This is a genomic window from Pseudonocardia sp. 2-7 (genome assembly GCF_056341085.1).
The window spans coordinates 534,485-552,529 of record NZ_CP094507.1 but is presented as its reverse complement, the minus strand read 5'-3'; the positions used below and the strand labels follow the sequence as shown (position 1 = coordinate 552,529).

The 18,045-nt window shown below is 74.8% G+C and carries 14 protein-coding genes; 5 read left to right on the top strand and 9 right to left on the bottom strand.

Annotated elements, in window-relative coordinates; translation table 11 throughout:
• Window position 1 precedes the first annotated feature (1 nt).
• The 4 genes from MTO91_RS02800 to MTO91_RS02785 are packed head-to-tail and all read right to left on the bottom strand — an operon-like array spanning window position 2 to window position 2,485.
• The gene (locus tag MTO91_RS02800; protein WP_161152510.1) at window positions 2–250 is read right to left on the bottom strand and encodes a hypothetical protein; all 249 of its coding nucleotides are present in this window, start codon (window positions 248–250) and stop codon (window positions 2–4) included.
• Entirely contained in the window at window positions 247–471 is a 225-nt protein-coding gene (locus MTO91_RS02795) for a non-oxidative hydroxyarylic acid decarboxylases subunit D (RefSeq protein WP_073577904.1), read from the bottom strand. The genes MTO91_RS02800 and MTO91_RS02795 overlap by 4 nt, the downstream gene beginning before the upstream one ends.
• Window positions 471–1,904 carry a non-oxidative hydroxyarylic acid decarboxylases subunit C gene (locus MTO91_RS02790; RefSeq protein ID WP_073577905.1) on the bottom strand — a complete coding sequence of 478 codons (1,434 nt, stop codon included), beginning with the start codon at window positions 1,902–1,904 and terminating at the stop codon, window positions 471–473. Before MTO91_RS02790 ends, MTO91_RS02795 begins: the two co-directional genes overlap by 1 nt.
• A complete protein-coding gene (locus tag MTO91_RS02785) occupies window positions 1,904–2,485 on the bottom strand; it encodes a UbiX family flavin prenyltransferase (protein ID WP_073577906.1) in 582 nt (193 codons plus the stop codon). The genes MTO91_RS02790 and MTO91_RS02785 overlap by 1 nt, the downstream gene beginning before the upstream one ends.
• A 59-nt stretch (window positions 2,486–2,544) precedes the next feature.
• Here MTO91_RS02785 and MTO91_RS02780 point away from each other — a divergent pair, with 59 nt between their 5' ends.
• Entirely contained in the window at window positions 2,545–3,000 is a 456-nt protein-coding gene (locus MTO91_RS02780) for a MarR family winged helix-turn-helix transcriptional regulator (RefSeq protein ID WP_476653655.1), read from the top strand.
• Between the two features lie 435 nt (window positions 3,001–3,435).
• Here MTO91_RS02780 and MTO91_RS02775 read toward each other — a convergent pair whose 3' ends face one another.
• Window positions 3,436–3,795: a hypothetical protein gene (locus MTO91_RS02775; RefSeq protein WP_476655000.1), complete on the bottom strand. Its 360-nt coding sequence runs from the start codon at window positions 3,793–3,795 to the stop codon at window positions 3,436–3,438.
• Between MTO91_RS02775 and hrpA the strand changes: the two genes are divergently transcribed.
• The 3 genes from hrpA (at window position 3,718) to MTO91_RS02760 (ending at window position 9,316) form a co-directional block, all read left to right on the top strand.
• A complete protein-coding gene (gene hrpA, locus MTO91_RS02770) occupies window positions 3,718–7,617 on the top strand; it encodes an ATP-dependent RNA helicase HrpA (protein ID WP_476654793.1) in 3,900 nt (1,299 codons plus the stop codon). The genes MTO91_RS02775 and hrpA overlap by 78 nt on opposite strands.
• A gap of 36 nt (window positions 7,618–7,653) precedes the next feature.
• A complete protein-coding gene (locus MTO91_RS02765; RefSeq protein ID WP_476653654.1) occupies window positions 7,654–8,043 on the top strand; it encodes a VOC family protein in 390 nt (129 codons plus the stop codon).
• Between the two features lie 70 nt (window positions 8,044–8,113).
• Window positions 8,114–9,316, top strand: coding sequence for an acyl-CoA dehydrogenase family protein (locus tag MTO91_RS02760; RefSeq protein ID WP_308817858.1), 1,203 nt, complete (start codon window positions 8,114–8,116; stop codon window positions 9,314–9,316).
• A 15-nt stretch (window positions 9,317–9,331) separates the two neighbouring features.
• Here MTO91_RS02760 and MTO91_RS02755 read toward each other — a convergent pair whose 3' ends face one another.
• Entirely contained in the window at window positions 9,332–10,567 is a 1,236-nt protein-coding gene (locus tag MTO91_RS02755; RefSeq protein ID WP_405419850.1) for an oxygenase MpaB family protein, read from the bottom strand.
• A 56-nt stretch (window positions 10,568–10,623) separates the two neighbouring features.
• Here MTO91_RS02755 and MTO91_RS02750 point away from each other — a divergent pair, with 56 nt between their 5' ends.
• Window positions 10,624–11,280 carry a TetR/AcrR family transcriptional regulator gene (locus tag MTO91_RS02750; protein ID WP_357439255.1) on the top strand — a complete coding sequence of 219 codons (657 nt, stop codon included), beginning with the start codon at window positions 10,624–10,626 and terminating at the stop codon, window positions 11,278–11,280.
• Here the strand turns inward: MTO91_RS02750 and MTO91_RS02745 are convergent.
• From MTO91_RS02745 to MTO91_RS02735, 3 genes are all read right to left on the bottom strand, one after another.
• Entirely contained in the window at window positions 11,226–11,660 is a 435-nt protein-coding gene (locus MTO91_RS02745) for a rhodanese-like domain-containing protein (RefSeq protein ID WP_476653653.1), read from the bottom strand. The two genes, MTO91_RS02750 and MTO91_RS02745, sit on opposite strands and share 55 nt — an antisense overlap.
• Complete coding sequence (locus MTO91_RS02740; protein WP_251787170.1) at window positions 11,657–12,220, bottom strand: cysteine dioxygenase; 564 nt, start codon at window positions 12,218–12,220, stop codon at window positions 11,657–11,659. Before MTO91_RS02740 ends, MTO91_RS02745 begins: the two co-directional genes overlap by 4 nt.
• Window positions 12,221–12,434: 214 nt before the next feature.
• Window positions 12,435–18,032: a SpoIIE family protein phosphatase gene (locus MTO91_RS02735; protein ID WP_476653652.1), complete on the bottom strand. Its 5,598-nt coding sequence runs from the start codon at window positions 18,030–18,032 to the stop codon at window positions 12,435–12,437.
• Window positions 18,033–18,045 lie beyond the last annotated feature (13 nt).

Here is an 18,045-nt window from a genome sequence, read left to right as displayed (position 1 = left end):
GTCAGGGGCCGACCCGGTCGAAGCCCCAGGAGTGCGGCGGCCGGGCCAGCAGCTCGCCGGGCGGCTCGGGCAGCGTCGTCCCGGCCGGCACCCCGACCGCGATGACGACGACCCGCCCGCCGTCGGCGACGAACAGCTCGTGGCGCTCGGCGCCGGCCAGCGCGACGACCGCCTGCTCGCGCACGTGGGCGAGGAGCTCGTCGCGCCGGCCGTCGGCGGCGCGGGCCTCCCACATCAGCGTCGGGGTCACGTCCGGCGCTCCGGGACGGTCGGCACGTCGACCGCGGCGGCCACGTCCTGCGCGGTGACCCGGAACCGGGCCGGGTAGTGCGCGGCGTCGCGGACGGCGGGCGGCTCGGTGTCGCGCCAGACGAACCCGCACGCGCCGCAGCGGTGCACGGTCCACACCCCGGGGACCGGGGAGGTCGCGAGCACGGCGGCGCCGTCGGTGGAGCAGCGGGGGCAGGTCATCAGCGGTTCTCCTTCCGGTCGCCGGCGACGAGCCGGCCGAGTCGCTCGACCCAGGCCGCGGTGTCGTCGGGCGGCACCACGCCCTGGGAGTAGTGCCCGCGGTCGTCCGGGGCGGTCGGGGTGGTGGCGTCGATGATCAGCTTGTGGGTGATCCCGGCCGGGTCGGACCCGGGGTCCAGCGGCAGCACCGGCATGTCGGGCAGGGTCACCAGGTCGTGCGCGGGGTGCATCTTGGTCGACAACGCCCACATGACCTGGGGCAGGTCGAACGGGTCCACGGTGTCGTCGACGCAGATCACGACCTTGCAGTAGCCGAGGCCGTGCGGGGTGGTCATGGTCCGCATCCCGACGGCCTTGGCGAAGCCCCCGTAGCGGTTGCGGACCGACACGATCGCGAGCAGCCCGTGGGTGTACATGGCGTTGACCGCGCGCACCTCGGGGAACTCGGCCTGCAGCTGCTTGAGCAGCGGGACGCAGGTGTTCGGCCCGATGAGGTAGTCGCACTCGGTCCACGGCATGCCGATGTAGAGGTGCTCGAAGTAGGGCGTGGTCCGGTAGGACACCCGGTCGATGCGGATCTGCGGCATCCGGCGGCCGCCCGAGTAGTGCCCGGTGAACTCGCCGAACGGGCCCTCGAAGTGCCGCTCGCGGCCCAGGACGACGCCCTCCAGCAGGATCTCGCAGCCCCACGGGACGTCGAGCCCGGTCTCCGGACCGGTGGCGATCGGGCAGGGCGAGCCGCGCAGGGCGCCCGCCATCTCGTACTCGCTGTCGGTGTAGGCGATCGGCATGCCCGCCACCAGCGGGATCGTCGGCTCGTTGCCGAGCGCGATCGCGACCGGCAGGTCCTCGCCGCGCTCCTCGGCGCGGCGCAGCTGCAGCGCGATGTCGTGCTGCGGGACGGGCTGCAGACCCAGCGTGCGCGGCCCCTGGACCTCCATCCGGTAGATGCCCAGGTTCTGCTTGCCGAAGGACTCCGGGTCGTCGGGGTCGCGGCTGACGACGGCGGCCTTGTCGATGTAGAAGCCGCCGTCGCCGGAGTTGATGCGGAACAGCGGCAGCAGCGCGAACAGGTCGACCGCCTCCGCGGCGACGGTGTTCTCCGCGAACGGCGGGTCGGCGCGCCGCTCGACCGGCACCGGGAAGGCGTCCCAGCGACGGCCGAACTCCTCGACCTGCTCGCGCACCGGGGTCTCCGGCGGCAGCCCGAGCGCGATCGCGTGGTTGGCCCAGGAGCCGTGCGCGTTGAGCACGATGTTCGGGTCGCGGAACCCGGCGACGTCGGTGAACAGCAGCGCGGGGGCGCGGTCGCCGAGCTTCGGGGCGGCGGCACCGGCGGCGCCGAGGTCGGGCTCGGCCTTCACCTCGTCGTCGATGCGCAGGAGCTGGCCGTGCCCCTCGAGCTCGGCCAGGTAGTCGCGGAAGGTGTCCATCAGGCGCTCCTCCTCTGACGCGCGGACCCGCCGGTCCAGCGGCGGGCCCGCGGGGCGGGCAGGTCGAACTGGTCGCAGATGCGGGCGACGACGTGGTCCACGACGTCGTCCACCGCGGCCGGGTGGTTGTAGAAGGCGGGCATCGGCGGGACGATCCGCACCCCGGCGCGGCGCAGGGCCAGCATGTTCTCGAGGTGGATCTCCGACAGCGGGGTCTCCCGCGGCACGAGGACCAGCCTCCGGTCCTCCTTGATCGTGACGTCCGCGGCGCGGGCGACGAGCCCGTCGGCGATGCCGTGCCGGATCTGCGCGAGGGTCTTCATCGAGCAGGGGACGACGACCATCCCGTCCGTCCGGAACGAGCCGGAGGAGATCGACGCGGCCTGGTCCCCGAACGGGTGGGCGGTCCCGGCCAGCGCCTCGACCTCGGGCACCGTCCAGCCGGTCTCCTCGACGATCGTCGCCCGCGCCCACTTCGAGAGCACGAGGTGCGTGTCGACCTCGGCGTCGCGCAGCGCCTCCAGCAGGCGGATCCCGAGGATCGCGCCGGTCGCGCCGGTGATTCCCACGACGAGTCGCACCGGACCACCTCCCAACTAGTTCGTATACTAACTGTTTGCATACGCACTATACTCGCGGCATGACCGATCGCAACCCGGGTGCCGACGAGGCGGTCGTCCACCTGCTCCGCCGGGTCCTGCAGTCCCACACCGCGACCTGGCAGCAGCGCGTCCCGCAGCTGACCAAGCCGCAGTACGCGATGCTCGACGCACTGCGCCGCCGTCCCGGGATCGACCAGGTCACGCTCGGATCGCTCGCCGCGACCGACAAGGGCACCACCACCGAGCTGCTGCGCCGGATGGAGCGCCACGGCTGGCTGAGTCGCACCCGCTCCGAGACCGACCAGCGACGACGGCTGGTCTACCTCACCGACGAGGGGGAACGCCTGGCCGCCGGGGCCGCGACCGAGGCCCGTGCGCTGGCCGCCGAGTTCCTCGCCCCGCTCGACGAGACCGAGCGGGCCCGGTTGCGCGACCTGCTGGCCCGGCTCGCCGAGACGGGGTCCGACGCCGTTCCCGAGAGGGACGGGAACTGAGCCGGAAACCGTCGCGTGGGGCGGGAATGATCCGGGACCCCCGCCCGTTGGAACGACTGTCCGAGCCGGGCGAACCGAGTCCCCGGGCCGCAATAGACAACCGCCGCCGTGGAGTTCCGTTCGGCTGGAGCCGCGGTGCGCCACTCGCCGCGAGGCGACCGGCGTCCGGTTCGGACCCCATACCGCCGATTCCCGAAACCCATTCGACGACGCCTGCGAGGCCGGTCACCATGGTCGGCGCACGCCCGGTCCCGGGCGAGCAGGCAGACTGAACGAACGATGTCCAGCGAACCCGTCCCGTCTCCGACTTCCGCACAGCCGTCGTCGCACGACCGTCCGCGCCGACCCCGCCGCCGTCCCGGCGCACGGGGCGACCACCAGGCGCGCGGCGGGAGCTCCGGCACCCCGCAGGACACACCTCCACACGAGAACACCTCATCGGACCTCGCCGCAGCGCAGGCCGCCCCCGGGACGGAGGGCGCCGCGCGCGGCGTCCCGGCCCGCGATCAGCAGCGCCGCCGTGCATCGACGCAGCGCCGCCGCGGGCCTCGGGGTCGGCGCGCTGCCGTCACGGCGCCCGGCCCCGACCAGCCCGGCCGTCGCGGCCCCGACCGCGACGGCCGCGACTCCGCCGAGCCGCTCCCCCCGCTCGACGACGCCGAGCTCACCGCCCTGCGGGAGCGCCTCGACGCGCTCGGACCGGCCGAGGCCGAGCGGCTGCGCGGCCGGCTGGACCGGGCCCGCGACGGGCGTGCCCAGCAGCGGGTCGCCGACGCCGTCGCGAAGGCCGAGCACCGCGTGGAACGGCGCCGCGCCGCGCTGCCGCGGATCTCCTACCCCGCGACGCTGCCGGTCTCCGCACGCCGCGAGGAGATCGCCGACGCGATCCGCGACAACCAGGTCGTGATCGTCGCCGGGGAGACCGGATCCGGGAAGACGACGCAGCTGCCGAAGATCTGCCTCGAACTGGGCCGCGGTGTGCACGGGATGATCGGGCACACCCAGCCGCGGCGGCTCGCCGCGCGCACCGTCGCCACCCGGATCGCCGAGGAACTGGGCGTCGAGCTCGGCGGGGCGGTCGGCTGGAAGGTCCGGTTCACCGACGCCGTCGGCGACTCGACCATGGTCAAGCTGATGACCGACGGCATCCTGCTGGCCGAGCTGGCCGGCGACAAGGACCTGCTGGCCTACGACACGCTGATCATCGACGAGGCGCACGAGCGCAGCCTCAACATCGACTTCATCCTCGGGTACCTGACCCGGCTGCTCCCCCGCCGTCCGGACCTCAAGGTCGTCATCACCTCGGCGACGATCGACCCGGAGCGCTTCGCCCGGCACTTCGGCGCGGCCACCGACGGCGGTGACCCGACCCCGGCCCCGATCGTCGAGGTCTCGGGGCGCACGTTCCCGGTCGAGGTGCGCTACCGCCCCGTCGTCGACCCGGACGACCCCGACGCCGATCCCGACCGGCAGCTGGACGACGCGATCGGCGACGCCGTCGTCGAGCTCCAGCGCGAGGGCCCGGGCGACGTGCTGGTGTTCCTGCCCGGCGAGCGCGAGATCCGCGAGGCCACCGAGGCCCTGGAGCGGCGCAACCTGCGGAACACCGAGATCCTGCCGCTCTACGCCCGGCTGTCGACGGCCGAGCAGCAGCGTGTCTGGGCGCCGCACGCGGGCAACCGGGTGGTGCTGGCCACCAACGTCGCCGAGACCTCGCTGACCGTGCCCGGCGTCCGCTACGTCGTGGACACCGGCACCGCGCGCATCTCGCGCTACTCGCGCCGGCTCAAGGTGCAGCGGCTGCCGATCGAGAAGATCTCCCAGGCCTCGGCGAACCAGCGGTCCGGGCGCTGCGGCCGCACCTCCGACGGCATCGCGATCCGGCTGTACGCCGAGGACGACTTCGACGCCCGCCCCGAGTTCACCGACCCGGAGATCCTGCGGACCAACCTGGCGTCGGTCGTCCTGCAGATGATCGCGCTGGACCTGGGCGAGATCTCGGAGTTCCCGTTCGTCGAGCCGCCGGACCGGCGCGCCGTCGCCGACGGTCTGGACCTGCTGCACGAGCTCGGCGCGCTGCGCCCGGACCGGCGCTCGCTGACCGCGGTCGGACAGTCGCTGGCGCGGCTGCCGGTGGACCCGCGGCTGGGCCGGATGCTCGTGGAGGCGCACCGCAACGGCTGTCTGCGCGAGGTGCTGGTCATCGCCGCCGCACTGAGCGTGCAGGACCCGCGCGAGCGGCCCACCGAGCAGCGCCAGGCCGCCGACGACAGACACCGCCGCTTCGGTGAGGACGGCTCGGACTTCCTGGCCTACCTGCGGCTGTGGGACCACCTGAACGCCCGCCGCGACGAGCTGTCGGGCAGCCGGTTCCGCCGCGAGCTGCGTGAGGACTTCCTGCACTACCTGCGGGTGCGCGAGTGGTGGGATCTGCACGGCCAGCTCCGCCAGGCCGCCCGCAGCTCCGGCATGGAGCTGAACGACCACGACCCCGAGTGGCCGCGGCACGCCGACCGGATCCACCAGTCCGTCCTGGCCGGGCTGCTGTCGCAGATCGGTATGCAGGACCCTCTCTCCGAGAAGGCCACGGGGAAGCGCAGAGGGGACGGTGGAGACGGGAAGAAGGAGCGGAAGGGCCCGAAGGACTACCTCGGCGCCCGCGGCGCGAAGTTCGCGATCTGGCCCGGCTCGGGCCTGGCGCGCAAGCCCCCACGCTGGGTGATGGCCGCCGAACTCGTCGAGACGACGAGATTGTGGGCGCGGACCGTCGCGCCGGTGCAGCCGGACTGGATCGAGCCCCTCGCCGGACATCTCGTCAAGAAGACGTATTCGGAACCGCGCTGGTCACGCACGCGCGCGTCCGCCGTCGCGACCGAACGGGTCACCCTGCACGGGCTGCCGCTGGTGGCCGACCGCAGCGTCGCCTACGGCCGGATCGACGCCGAGGTGAGCCGCGACCTGTTCCTGCGGCACGCCCTCGTCGAGGGCGACTGGGAGACCCGGCATCCGTTCTTCCACGCCAACCGGGAGCTGCTCGAGGACGTCGAGGAGCTCGAGCACCGGGCGCGGCGCCGCGATCTGGTCGTCGACGAAGACACCCTGTTCGCCTTCTACGACGAGCGGGTCCCCGCCGACGTCGTCTCCGGCAAGCACTTCGACCGGTGGTGGAAGCAGGCCGCGAAGCGCGACCCGGAGCTGCTGACCTACACCGAGGAGATGCTCGCGACCGAGGCCGCGAAGCAGGTCGACCGCGCCCACTACCCCGACCACGTCGAGGCGGGCGGTCTGACCCTGCCGCTGTCCTACGCGTTCGAGCCCGGCCATCACGAGGACGGCGTGACCGTCGTCGTTCCGGTGGCGGCACTGAACCAGGTCGACCCGACGCCGTTCACCTGGCAGGTGCCCGGGCTGCGCGAGGAGCTCGTGACCGCCCTGATCCGGACGCTGCCGCGGAACCTGCGGCGCAACTTCTCCCCCGCCCCGGACCACGCGAAGGCGGTGCTGGCCCGGCTGCGCGGCGAGACCGGCCGGCGTCCGCTGCTGGACGTCCTGGAGGACGAGCTCGGCCGGATGCGCGACGTGCACATCCGGCGTGAGGACTGGGAGCTGGAGCGGCTGCCCGAGCACCTGACGGTGACCTTCCGGGTGCTCGACGAGTCCGGCGCCGAGCTGGCCCGCGACACCGACCTGGACCGGCTGCGCCGCGCCCTCGCCCCGAAGGTCCGCGAGGAGCTGGCCGCCGCGGGCAGCGACGTCGAGGCGACCGGGCTGACGTCGTGGACGATCGGCGACCTCCCCCGGGAACTGCCGATCCGGCGTGGCGCGCACACGGTCACCGGCTACCCGGGCCTGCGCGACCGCGGCACGAGCGCCGACGTCCGGGTGTACGCGACGGCGCCCGAGCGCGACCCCGCCCACCACCGCGGCGCCCGGCGGCTCCTGCTCCTCAACACCACCCACCCGGGGAAGCAGGTGCAGCGAGGCCTGGACAACCGGGCGCGGCTGGCCCTGTCGCGCAACCCGCACGGCTCGCTCGACGCCCTGCTCGACGACTGCACCACCGCCGCGGCCGACCACCTGATGACCCGGGGCGGCGGCGACCCGTTCGACGAGGCGCAGTACGCCCGGCTCGCGGAGCTGCTGCGGATGCGGCTGCCGTCGACGACGTTGCAGGTCCTCGACGCCGTACGCGGCGTGCTGGAGGTCTGGCACCGGGTCGGTGCGGCGCTGGCGGACCTGCGCGGCCCCGCCACCCGCGACGGCGTCGCCGACGTGACGGCGGTCGTGGGCCGGCTGACCGCGCCGGGCTTCGTCACCGCCGCCGGGGCGACCCGGCTCGGCGACGTGAAGCGCTACCTGCAGGGCTGCGAGCTGCGGCTGGAGAAGCTGCGCGCCGACCCCGCCCGCGACGCCCGGTGGACCGCCGAGATCGCACCGGTCGAGGCGGAGTACCGCGGGCTGCTGGCCGCCCTGCCCGAGCACACGCCGCCGTCGGCCGCGCTGCGCGAGATCGGGTGGATGGTCGAGGAGCTGCGCATCTCGCTGTACGCGCACCCGATGAAGACCCGCCATCCGGTGTCGGTGCAGCGGATCGAGCGGGCGATCGACGCGCTCTGAGGCGTGACTGTCGGGGGTCGCAGGCACACTGCCCCCATGACCGATGCACCCGTTGCCAGGTTCGCACTGTTCGCGCTCGACTGCCCGGACCCGCTGGAGCTCGCCCGGTTCTACTCCGCGATCACCGGCTGGCCGGTCGTCGGCCCCACCGACACCGACCCCGACTGGGTCGAGCTGGACGCGGGCGGGGCGGGCGCCACCCTGGCGTTCCAGCAGATCTCCGAGGGGGAGTTCACCCCGCCGGAGTGGCCGGGGCAGGTGCGCCCGCAGCGCGGGCACGTCGACTTCGACGTGCCCGACCTCGACGCCGGGGAGGCCGCGGTGCTGGCGCTCGGCGCCGTCAAGCACGAGACCCAGCCCGCACCGGAGAGCTTCCGGGTGTTCCTCGACCCGATCGGGCACCCGTTCTGCCTGGTGCGGGCCTGAGTTCCGCCCGGCGGAACCCCGGTGATTCTGTGAGGATCAGGTCTCCGTCGACGGCGAGGGGCCCGCGATCATGACCGCACCGACCACTCCGTACACCGAGCTGGGCGAGGCTCTGGGCACCGACTTCTTCTCGGTGCGCGACCAGTTCACCGACGAGCAGTGGCAGCGCTTCGCCGACACCCGCACGTTCGTCGACACCGAGGTCCTCCCCGGCATCAACGACTACTGGGAGCGCGCGGAGCTGCCCTGGCACCTGTTCCGGCGCCTGCCCGAGCTCGGGATCGTCGGCGAGGACATCCAGGGCTACGGGGCGGCCGGGATGAGCCCGCTCGCGCTCGGCCTCGTGCACATGGAACTGCACCGCGGCGACGGCTCGCTCGGCACGTTCCTCGGGGTGCACGCGGGCCTGGCGATGAAGGCGATCGCGATGTGCGGCTCGGAGGAGCAGCGGCAACGCTGGCTGCCGTCGATGTCCACCATGGACAAGTTGGGCGCGTTCGCGCTGACCGAGCCGATGCACGGTTCGGACTCGGTCGCGCTGGAGACCACCGCGACCCGCGACGGCGACCACTGGGTGCTGCGCGGGTCGAAGCGCTGGATCGGCAACGGCAGCGTCGCGGACCTGGTGGTCGTGTGGGCGCGCGACACCGACTCCGGCGAGGTGCTCGGGTTCGTCGTCGAGACCCCGGCGGAGGGCTACGAGGCCACCGTCATCCCGGGCAAGGTGTCGCTGCGGGCGCTCTGGCAGGCCGACATCGAGCTGGACGGGGTCCGGGTGCCGGAGGAGAACCGGCTGGCCGAGGCGCGGACGTTCGCCGACTGCGCCGCGGTGCTGGCCACCACCCGGGGCACCTGCGCCTGGATGGCGCTGGGCCACGCGACCGCCGGCTACGACGCCGCCCTGCGCTACGCGCTGGAGCGCGAGCAGTTCGGCAAGCCGCTGGCGAGCTTCCAGATCGTGCAGCAGCGGCTCGTCGCGATGCTCGCCGACCTGACCGGCATGCAGCTCTACTGCATGCAGTCCGCCCGGCTCGCCGAGGTGGGCAAGCTGTCGCCGACCGTCGCGGGGCTGGCGAAGATGCACAACACCCGGACCGCCCGCAAGATCCTCTCCGAGGCGCGGGACCTGCTCGGCGGCAACGGGATCCTGCTGGAGCACCACGTCGTGCGGCACTGGGCCGACATCGAGGCGATCCACACCTTCGAGGGCACCGAGACGATCCAGACCCTCATCGTGGGCCGGGACGTGACCGGGATCAGCGCGTTCACCTGATCCCGGCGGGCGGGGTCAGGCGGCCAGGTCGCGGGGGCCGGGCGTCTCGCGGCCGAAGCGACGGGCCAGGTCGGCCTCGACGCGGCGGTCCGAGCGGCGCTCCAGCCACCGCCGCCCCCGTGCGGTCCGCGCGACGAGCAGCGACTCGACCAGGTTGCGCAGCACCTGCGACGGCCACATCCACGCCGCGGTCACCGGCAGGTCCAGGTCGCGCAGGCCCTCGGCGCGCAGGAACACCCGCAGCAGCGACAGCAGCCGTCGTCGCTCCCAGGCGCCGCGGAGCCGGTCGGCGGGGCCACCGGTCCGCTCGCTGCGCAGCCCCTCGACGAGCGCGCCCGCGAGCAGCGGGCCTGCCGGGGTGACGTCGCCCTGGGCCAGCACGATGTGGTGGTTGAACGCGTTCTGGGCGCGCTCGGTGTCGAACAGCCAGTCGTCGTCGACGCCCATCAGCCACCCGACGTAGCGCCACAGGTGCATGATCGCGTCGCCGTCGGCGCGCGGGACGTGCCGTCCGAGCAGGCGGCAGCCGAGGATCGCGGTGCTGTTGAACAGCCCGAGCGTGGCCGCGGCGTCGGCCTGGTTGATCGGCAGCCCGTGGCCGGCGACGTCGTAGCGGTCGCCCCGCTCGAACCGCTCCGCGACGAGGGCGTGCATGGCGCGCACGTGCAGCGTCGCCGCCCAGCCCGCACCACCGGGCACCATCCCGCCGGGACGGCTGACGGCGAACGCCCACGCCTGGGTCTCACCGAGGCGGCGCATCGCGCCGGCGCCGGTGAGCCCACCGGTGCGGACGAGCAGCTCGGTGGGGCCGCCGTAGCGGTAGCCGCCGATCAGCGAGAGTCCCAGCAGCACGTCGTCGCGGCTGCGGCCGAGCCTGCGGTAGGCGCGGGCGCCGCGTTCGAGCAGGTCCCGGTCGAGCCAGTCCGGGTCCGGGGTGACCGCGGCGAGGAAATCCCGCAGCGCGGGCGGGGCGTCGGCCGGCGCGGCGCCCGCGGCCAGCGCGGTGTGCAACGCCCGCATGGTCACACGGCCGCTCCCGGCGCGGCCCGCGTCGTCGCGGTCGCGTCCCATCGCGCGGGCCAGCGCGGCGCCGGTCTCGTCGCGGGTGAGCATCCGGCGGCCGATCTCGGCGAGCAGCGCGGGGTCGGGGTCGCGGACCCCGGCGACCAGGCCGAGCGGACGGGCGATCCGCGCCGCGCGCTCGGGCGCACTGCGGAAGCGTCGCGGGGCAACGGGCGGCTCTGCCAGCATGGACCGATGCTGACACGAGCGAATGCTCGCCTTCAACGCGCGTTCCGGGGCGCCCGGTGAGCGGGCGCGGGGCCCGGCGGCGCGAGCCGCGCCAGGAGCGGTCCCGGGCGATGGTGGAGCGGATCGTCGCGGCGGGCCGGGACGTGCTGGTCACCCGCGGGTACGACGGCGCGTCGACGAACCGGATCGCGGCCGCCGCCGGGGTGTCGCCCGGGTCGCTCTACCAGTACTTCCCGGACAAGGACGCGGTGCTGACCGAGGTGCTGGATCGCTACCTCGACGCGATGGAGGCTCGCGTCTCGCGCGCGTTCCTCGACTCGGTCGCCGCGGCCGGGCCGGGGGCGGGCACCGCGCCGGCGGTGCGCGCGACCCTCGAGGCTCTGCTCGACACGTTCGGCGAGGAGCCGGACCTGCTACGGGTGATCGTCGAGCAGCTGCCGCGCTCCCCCGGCGGGCGCCGGGCCGCGTTCGCCGGCCGGATCGACGACCTGGTCACCACGGTGCTGCTCACCCGCGGCGCCGGGCACACCGACGCGGCGCGGGCCGCGGCGTGGACGGTCGTGCGGACCGTCGAGCACCTCACCACCGGGTTCGTGCTGGAGCGGCCCGGGTTCGCGCGGGCGGTCGTCGTCGACGAGCTGACCGCGCTGGTCGCGGGCTACCTCGACGCGCGCCTGTCCGGCGGACGGGTGGCGTCGGACGGGCCGTCCTGACCGGCCTCGACCGGGAGCCCGGCCGCGGCCCAGGCGCGGAAGCCGCCGTCGACGTCGGTGGCCTGGTGCAGCCCGATGTCCTGCAGCGACGCGGCGGCCAGGCTGGAGCTGTAGCCCTCCGAGCAGAACAGCACCCAGGCGACGTCGTGGTCGACGGCCGCGGGGACGCGGGCGTCGGAGGTCGGGTCGAGGCGCCACTCCAGGTGGTTGCGCTCGATCACCAGCGCGCCCGGGATCTGCCCCTCCTCACGACGCTGCCACCCCGGCCGGGTGTCGACCAGGTGCGCCCCGGCCGCGGCGAGCTCCGCGGCACGCCGCGGGTCCGGCCGGTCGAGCCGGGCGCGGGCGGCGGCGAGCAGGTCGGCGACGGTGCGGCTCATCCGACACCCCGGCCGGGTTCGACGAGCTCGGTGCGGGTGCGGCGCAGCCGCTGGTGGCCGGTGGTGCCCGCGACGTCCTCGACGTCGTAGTAGGACATCGCCGACAGCGGCGGGGAGTAGGCGTGCACGCTCACCGCGGGGTCGTCGGCGGTGTTGGCGACGTCGTGCACGTGGCCCAGCGGGAAGCCGGCGCCGCGGCCGTGACGCAGGGTCCGGGTGCGCAGCCCGGACGGTCCGCTCCAGCGGCGCTCGGTCAGCGAGCCGGACACCACGGTGAGGGCGCCGAGGGAGCCCGCGTGGTCGTGCAGCTCCGCGATCTGCTCGGTGGCCCAGCTGATCAGCCAGACGTCGACGAAGCCGTCGCTGCGCAGCAGCCGGTACCAGCGGCGTTCCGGGTCGACGACGACCTCGTGCCGCCCGGAGCGCACCTCGGCGGCGATCTCGCGGGTCAGCTCCTGCAGGTCCTCGAGGCCGTACGGGGTGGGCGCGGTGACGGGTCGTGCGTGCGGGACGCGCAGGCGGGCGGGGCGGGACGCGGGCACGGAGGCAGGCGCGGACACGGTGGTGCTCCAGGGGACGATCGGGCGAGCGTGGTCGGGGGACTCAGCTCGGGCGACAGCCCTGGTCGAAGTGGTCGGCGCGACGGGTGCCCCACAGGGGTCCGAGGGTCGCTGCCTGACTCATGCCGGGAATGGCATCACAGCGGTGGGCACGGTTTCAACCCGCCGTCCGGCCCGCGGGAGGACCCCGTGCGTGTCCGGACAGGTCGGCGGGTCAGGCGCCGTCGTCGTCGGACATGCCGATGACGGTGTCGAGCCCCGACAGCACCAGCGAGCGGCGGGCCTGGCTGCCCGCGGGCGCGACGAGGGTGAGCGCCGCGCCGTTGGTCCGCATCCGGCGCGCGACCTCCGACAGCAGGGCCATCCCGGCGCTGCTGACGAACGCCTCCCCCGGCAGGTTCAGGGTGATCGGCAGCCCGCGGTCGACGTGCTCCATCAGCGGGGCCCGGATCGCCGAGACCCCACCGAGGTCGAGGTCGCCGACGATCCCGATCCGCACGCCGTGCGCGTCCGGGACGGCACGCAGCCGGGCCCGGACGGTGCCGTCGTCGCCGTCGCCGGACGGGGTGTCGATCCGGTCGCGGTCCGGCTCGGGCTCCCCGGCGACGAACTCCACCGGCGGTCCCGCGCTCGGGGTGCCCACCTCGACCGGGATCGCGGGCAGCAGGAACCGCACGGTGGTGCCGGAGTCCGACGGGTCGATGTGCACGTCCCCGGCGAGCTCGCGGATGAGCGCGATGCCGCGGCCGCGGTAGCCGGGGTCGGGCGGCGGGGGCCGCCAGCGTCCGCCGTCGGTGACGCGCACCGCGACCGAGCCGTCCGCGGTCAGCGCCAGGTCGAGGTCGACCCCGGCGCGCCCGTCGGTGTCCTCGGGCAGATAGGCGTGCTCGATGGAGTTGGTGGCGGCCTCGCCGACGGTCAGCTGCAGGTCGCTGACCGCGTCCGGGCCCATCCCGCACTGCGCGGCCCAGGCGGCCACCGCGCGGCGCAGCGGGGCGAGCCGTTTCGGGTCGGCCTCGATCGCGATCCGCAGCGGCGGCGGCATGAGCCGCGCGACGACGACGACCGTGTCGTCGGGGATGACCGTCCCCTCGGACATGCGGTGCAGCAACGTGTCCGCCATGTCGCGGGGCTGGGCGGCGGACAGCTCGTCGAACGCGGCGGACAGCCGGGCCAGGCCGTCGTCGATGACCTCGTTGCGGCGTTCGAACAGACCGTCCGAGCAGAGCAGGATCGTCTCGCCGGGCTCCATCCGGTCCACGGCCTCGGGGAACGGGGGCCGCCCGGAGATCCCCAGCGGCACGCCGCGCCCCTCGGACAGGGTCCGCACCCCGTCCGGGCCCGCGACCAGCGGCGGCGGGTGGCCGGCGCTGGCGTAGCGCATCTCGCCGGTGCCGGTGTCGATCGTCGCGATGGCCACGGTGCTGGCCATCGCGCCGCGCACCCGCAACGCGTACTGGTCGAGCTGCTCCAGCGCCCGCGCCGGGGGCTGGCCGTTGACCAGGTTCGACGCGACCGCGGACCGCAGCTGGCCCATCACCGCGGCCGCCGCCGGGCCGCGGCCGACGACGTCGCCGACGACGAGCGCCACCAGGTCGTCGCCGAGGTCCAGGACGTCGAACCAGTCGCCCCCGGCCTCGGTGCCCTGGGTGCCGGGGCGGTAGCGGGTGGCCAGCGACAGCCGTTCGATGTCGGGCAGGCGCTGGGGCAGCAGGCTGCGCTGCAGGGTGACCGCGACCTCGTGCTCGGCCTGGTGCAGCTGGGCGCGGACGATCGCCTGCGCGCACTGGTTGGCCAGGGTCAGCACGAAGCTGCGCTGCTCGGGGGTGAACACCGGTTCGGTCTCGAAGCGCAGCCCGATGACGCCGATCGGGCGGGCCGCGACCATCAGCGGCACCGCGGTATGGATCGGGTAGCGCAGCACCTCGCCGCCGGCGGGCCCGCCGGCGTTCCAGATCGGCTCGCCACTGCTGACCGCGCGGCTCAGCGGGTGCGCGCGGCCGGGGGTGCGCATCGGCGGGCCGTCGGCGGGCCAGCCGGTCTCCCGGAGCAGCGAGAGCGCGCCGCCCTCGTCGACGACGAGCACCGCGACCGCGTCGGCCCCGATCGAGATCCGGCCGTGCTCGACGACGACCTCGGCGACCGACTCCAGGTCGGTGGCCCGGGCCAGCCCGGTCGCGACCGCGCCGAGGCGTTCGGCGAGCCGCCGGGCCTCGGTCTCGGCCTCCAGCATCGACGCCCGGTCCAGCGCCTGTGCTGCGAGCTCGGCGACGGCGACGGCCGCCTCCTTGTCCGCGTCGGACAGCCGTCGCTCGGTCAGCATGGCGACGGCGAGGACCCCCAGCGAGCGCCCGCCGGCGACGAGCGGCAGGTAGCCGATGGTCTGGGCGTGGTCCGGTGCGATGCCGATGGCCGCGGGGTAGCGCGTCGCCCACTCGTGCGCGGTGGTGAACCACATCGGCTCGTGCCCGGCCAGCACCTCGGTGAACGCCAGCGGCGCGTCGACCCGGATCCGGGCGGCGCGCTGCCACATGTCGCGGTCCCACCCGTGGCCGGTGAGCGCCTGCAGCCACTCCCCGCGGATCTCCCAGAGCCCGGCGTGGTCGGCGTCGAGCAGGTCGACGATGTGGTCCGCGGCGATCGCGGCGACCTCGCCGGGGGTCGCCGCGGCCGACATCTTGGCGGTGGCGCGGTGCAGCAGGCCCAGGCGCTGGGCCGAGGCTCGTTCCTGCTCCAGCAGGCGGGCGTTGTCGACGGCCAGCCCGGCCCGGCGCCCGATCTCGGACAGGAGGTCCAGGTCGTCGTCGGTGTAGGGGTCGCCCGACTCGGTGCGGACGACGGTCAGCACGGCGCTGGTGCGGCCGCGGGCGGGCAGCGGCACGACCATCGCCGAGGTCATGCGCAGCCGGGTCCAGGCCCGGCGCTGGGTGGGTGCGAGCCGGCTCAGGACCTCGTCGAGGTGGGCGGCGTCGAGGATCTCGGGGCGGCCGTCGTCGTCGGCGGGGACCAGCGGGGCCAGCCGCCACAGCGAGGGCTCCAGCGCCGAGCGCTGCGCGGAGACGGCGAGGGTGCCGGTGCCGGTGACCGCGTCGGCGTCGTGGACCACGGCGATGTCGGCGAGCCGGTCCTCGACGACGGCGCGGACGAGCTGGTCGGTGCGCCCGGTGCGGGTGATCTCCCGTTCCAGGGACTCGGCGACCTCGGAGTAGATGCGGTGCCGGCGCTGCTCACGGTGCTGGACGTCGATGTCGAGGCAGCCGCCGACGTAGCCCGCGGAGCGTTCGCCGTCGCGGACGGGGGCGCCGCGGTCGAGCACCCAGCGGTAGCGGCCCGCCCGGTCCAGCAGCCGGTACTCGACCTCGAACGGCGCGTGCGCGCGGGCGGCGGCGGAGGTCACCGAGCGGTAGCGCTCGCGGTCGTCGGGGTGGATGCGGCGGCGCCAGTCGTGGCCCAGCTCCTGCGCCGCGTCCTCGACGCCGGTGAAGTCCAGCCAGCCCCGGTTGACGAACAGCCGGTGCCCGCCCGGGTCGTCGACCCAGATCAGTGCCGGGGTGGAGTCGGCCATGGCCCGGAACTGCAGCTCGGCGGCCCGGCGGACCCGGCCGAGCTGCAGGTGGTTCGCGACCCGGGCGAGCAGCTCGCGGGCGGAGAACGGGCGGACCAGGTAGTCGTCGGCGCCGGCGGCGAACCCCTCGACGGCGGCCTCCTCCCCGGCCCGCGACGACAGCAGCACGACCGGCACCCCGATCGTGCGGGGGTCCGACCGCAGCGCCCGCAGGAGCTCGATGCCGCCGTTGCCGGGCAGCGCCGCGTCGACGACGACCAGGTCCGGCGGGTCGGTGCGGGCGGACTCCAGTGCGGCCGCACCGTCCGCGACGACCCGGACGGTCCAGCGTTCGACGAGCAGGTCGCGCAGGTAGCCGCGCATCTCGCGGTCGTCGTCGACGACGAGCACCCGGTCGCGGTGGTCGACCTCCAGCCCGTCGACGACGGACCCGTCCACCGAGCGGCCGCGGGCGAGGACCGGTGCGGCGCCCGCGGGCTCGGGGGCGTCGGGCAGCCAGCGCAGCGCCTCCGCCACGTAGGGCGCGGCGAGCTGCGGGGCGGCGCGGGACCCGACCTGGGCCCGGACGAGGCGTTCGGGGGGCAGGTGGGCGAAGCCCAGCGGCAGCCGCACGGTGAAGGTGCTGCCCGCGCCGGGCTCGCTGGTCACCCCGATGGTGCCGCCGTGCAGACGGACCAGCTGGCGGATCAGCGGCAGGCCGAGGCCGCTGCCGTCGCCGCTGCGGCCGTGCCGCCGGGTGGGACGGTGGAAGCGGTCGAACACCGCGTCGAGCTCGCCGTCGACGATGCCGGCGCCGGTGTCGGAGACCCGCAGGACGACCTGTTCGCCGTCCTGGGCGAGGTCGACGGTGATCGTGCCCTGGCGGGTGTACTTGACCGCGTTGCTGAGCAGGTTGAGGACGACCTTCTCCCAGGCGTCGCGGTCCACCCAGACCGGCCGGACCTGCGGCGGGCAGGACACCGCCAGCTCCAGCCCGGCCCGCTCCACGACGGGCGCGAACGCGTCGACGAGCGCCGCGGTGGTCTTCCCGATCTCGGTCGGGGCGAACAGGCCGTCGTGCTTGCCGGTCTGCAGGGCGGAGACGTCCACCAGCCCGTCGACGAGCTTGAGCATCCGCTGCGCGTTGCGCTGTGCGAGCTCCACCTGGGTGCGGACGGCGGCGTCGTCGTGGTCGCGCAGCCGCTCCAGCGGCCCGAGGACGAGGGTCAGCGGGTCGCGGAACTCGTCGCCGAGGCCGGCGTAGTACTCGGCGCGGGCCTGCTCGATCAGCCCGGCGTCGTCGCGCCGGTCGCGCTCGCGGTCGCGGGCGAGCGCGGCGGTCAGCACGCCGCCGACGGTGCCCGCGACCAGCCGCAGGAACGAGCGGTGGTCCTCGTCGAGCGGGAGCAGCGACGGCGCCCCGATGACGACGGCGATGCCGGCCGACCCGTCGGGGGTGTGCACCGTCGCCCGGACGACGTCGGCGACCGGGACGCCGTCGTCGCCGTGGACCGCGACCGGGTCGACGGCGAGGAACTCGACGTCGGTGACGTGGTCGGGGTCGAGGTCGTCGGGGAGCCAGCCCGCGGGCGGCGCGTCGATGCGGACGGTGGCCAGCGGGCCGGGGTCGGCGCCGACCGTCGTCACCACGGCGCAGCCGACGTCGTCGGGCAGGTCGGTCAGGACCGTGGTGAGCCGTTCGACGGCGATGTCCAGCGTCGGTGCGTCCCGGGCCACCTCGCCGAGCGCGGCCAGGAGCGCCATCCGCCGGCCCCCGACGACCTGCGCGGTGGTCTCGGCCGTGAAGACGATCAGGCCGAGGACGCCGCCGTCGGGACCGCGGACCGGGGTGGCGGAGTAGGTCCACCACGTGACCTCCGGGGTGTCCCAGCGCCGCAGCACGATCCGGTCGTCGCTGCGGTAGATGCCCTCGCGGTCCCCGGAGAGCAGCTCGTGGAGGTGGCTCCCGAGATGCGCGGTGATCTCCGGCCAGCCCTCCCCCAGGGGCTTGCCGAAGGACCGGGGATGGCGCAGGCCGGAGTGCTCGGCGAACTCGTCGTTGTAGAACAGGACGAGTTCGGGCCCCCACCACGCGACGAGCGGCTGGCGGCTCTCCAGCATGAACCGGATGGTGTCCTCGAGCTCGCGGTCCCAGGTGTCGCGCGCGCCGAGCGGGGTCGCCGACCAGTCGATCGTCGCCAGCAGGTCGCGGACGGGGACGTACTCGTCCTCCGTCCGCCGGTCGAACCGCTCCACCGTGCGCGCCACCCCGTTCCGCCGT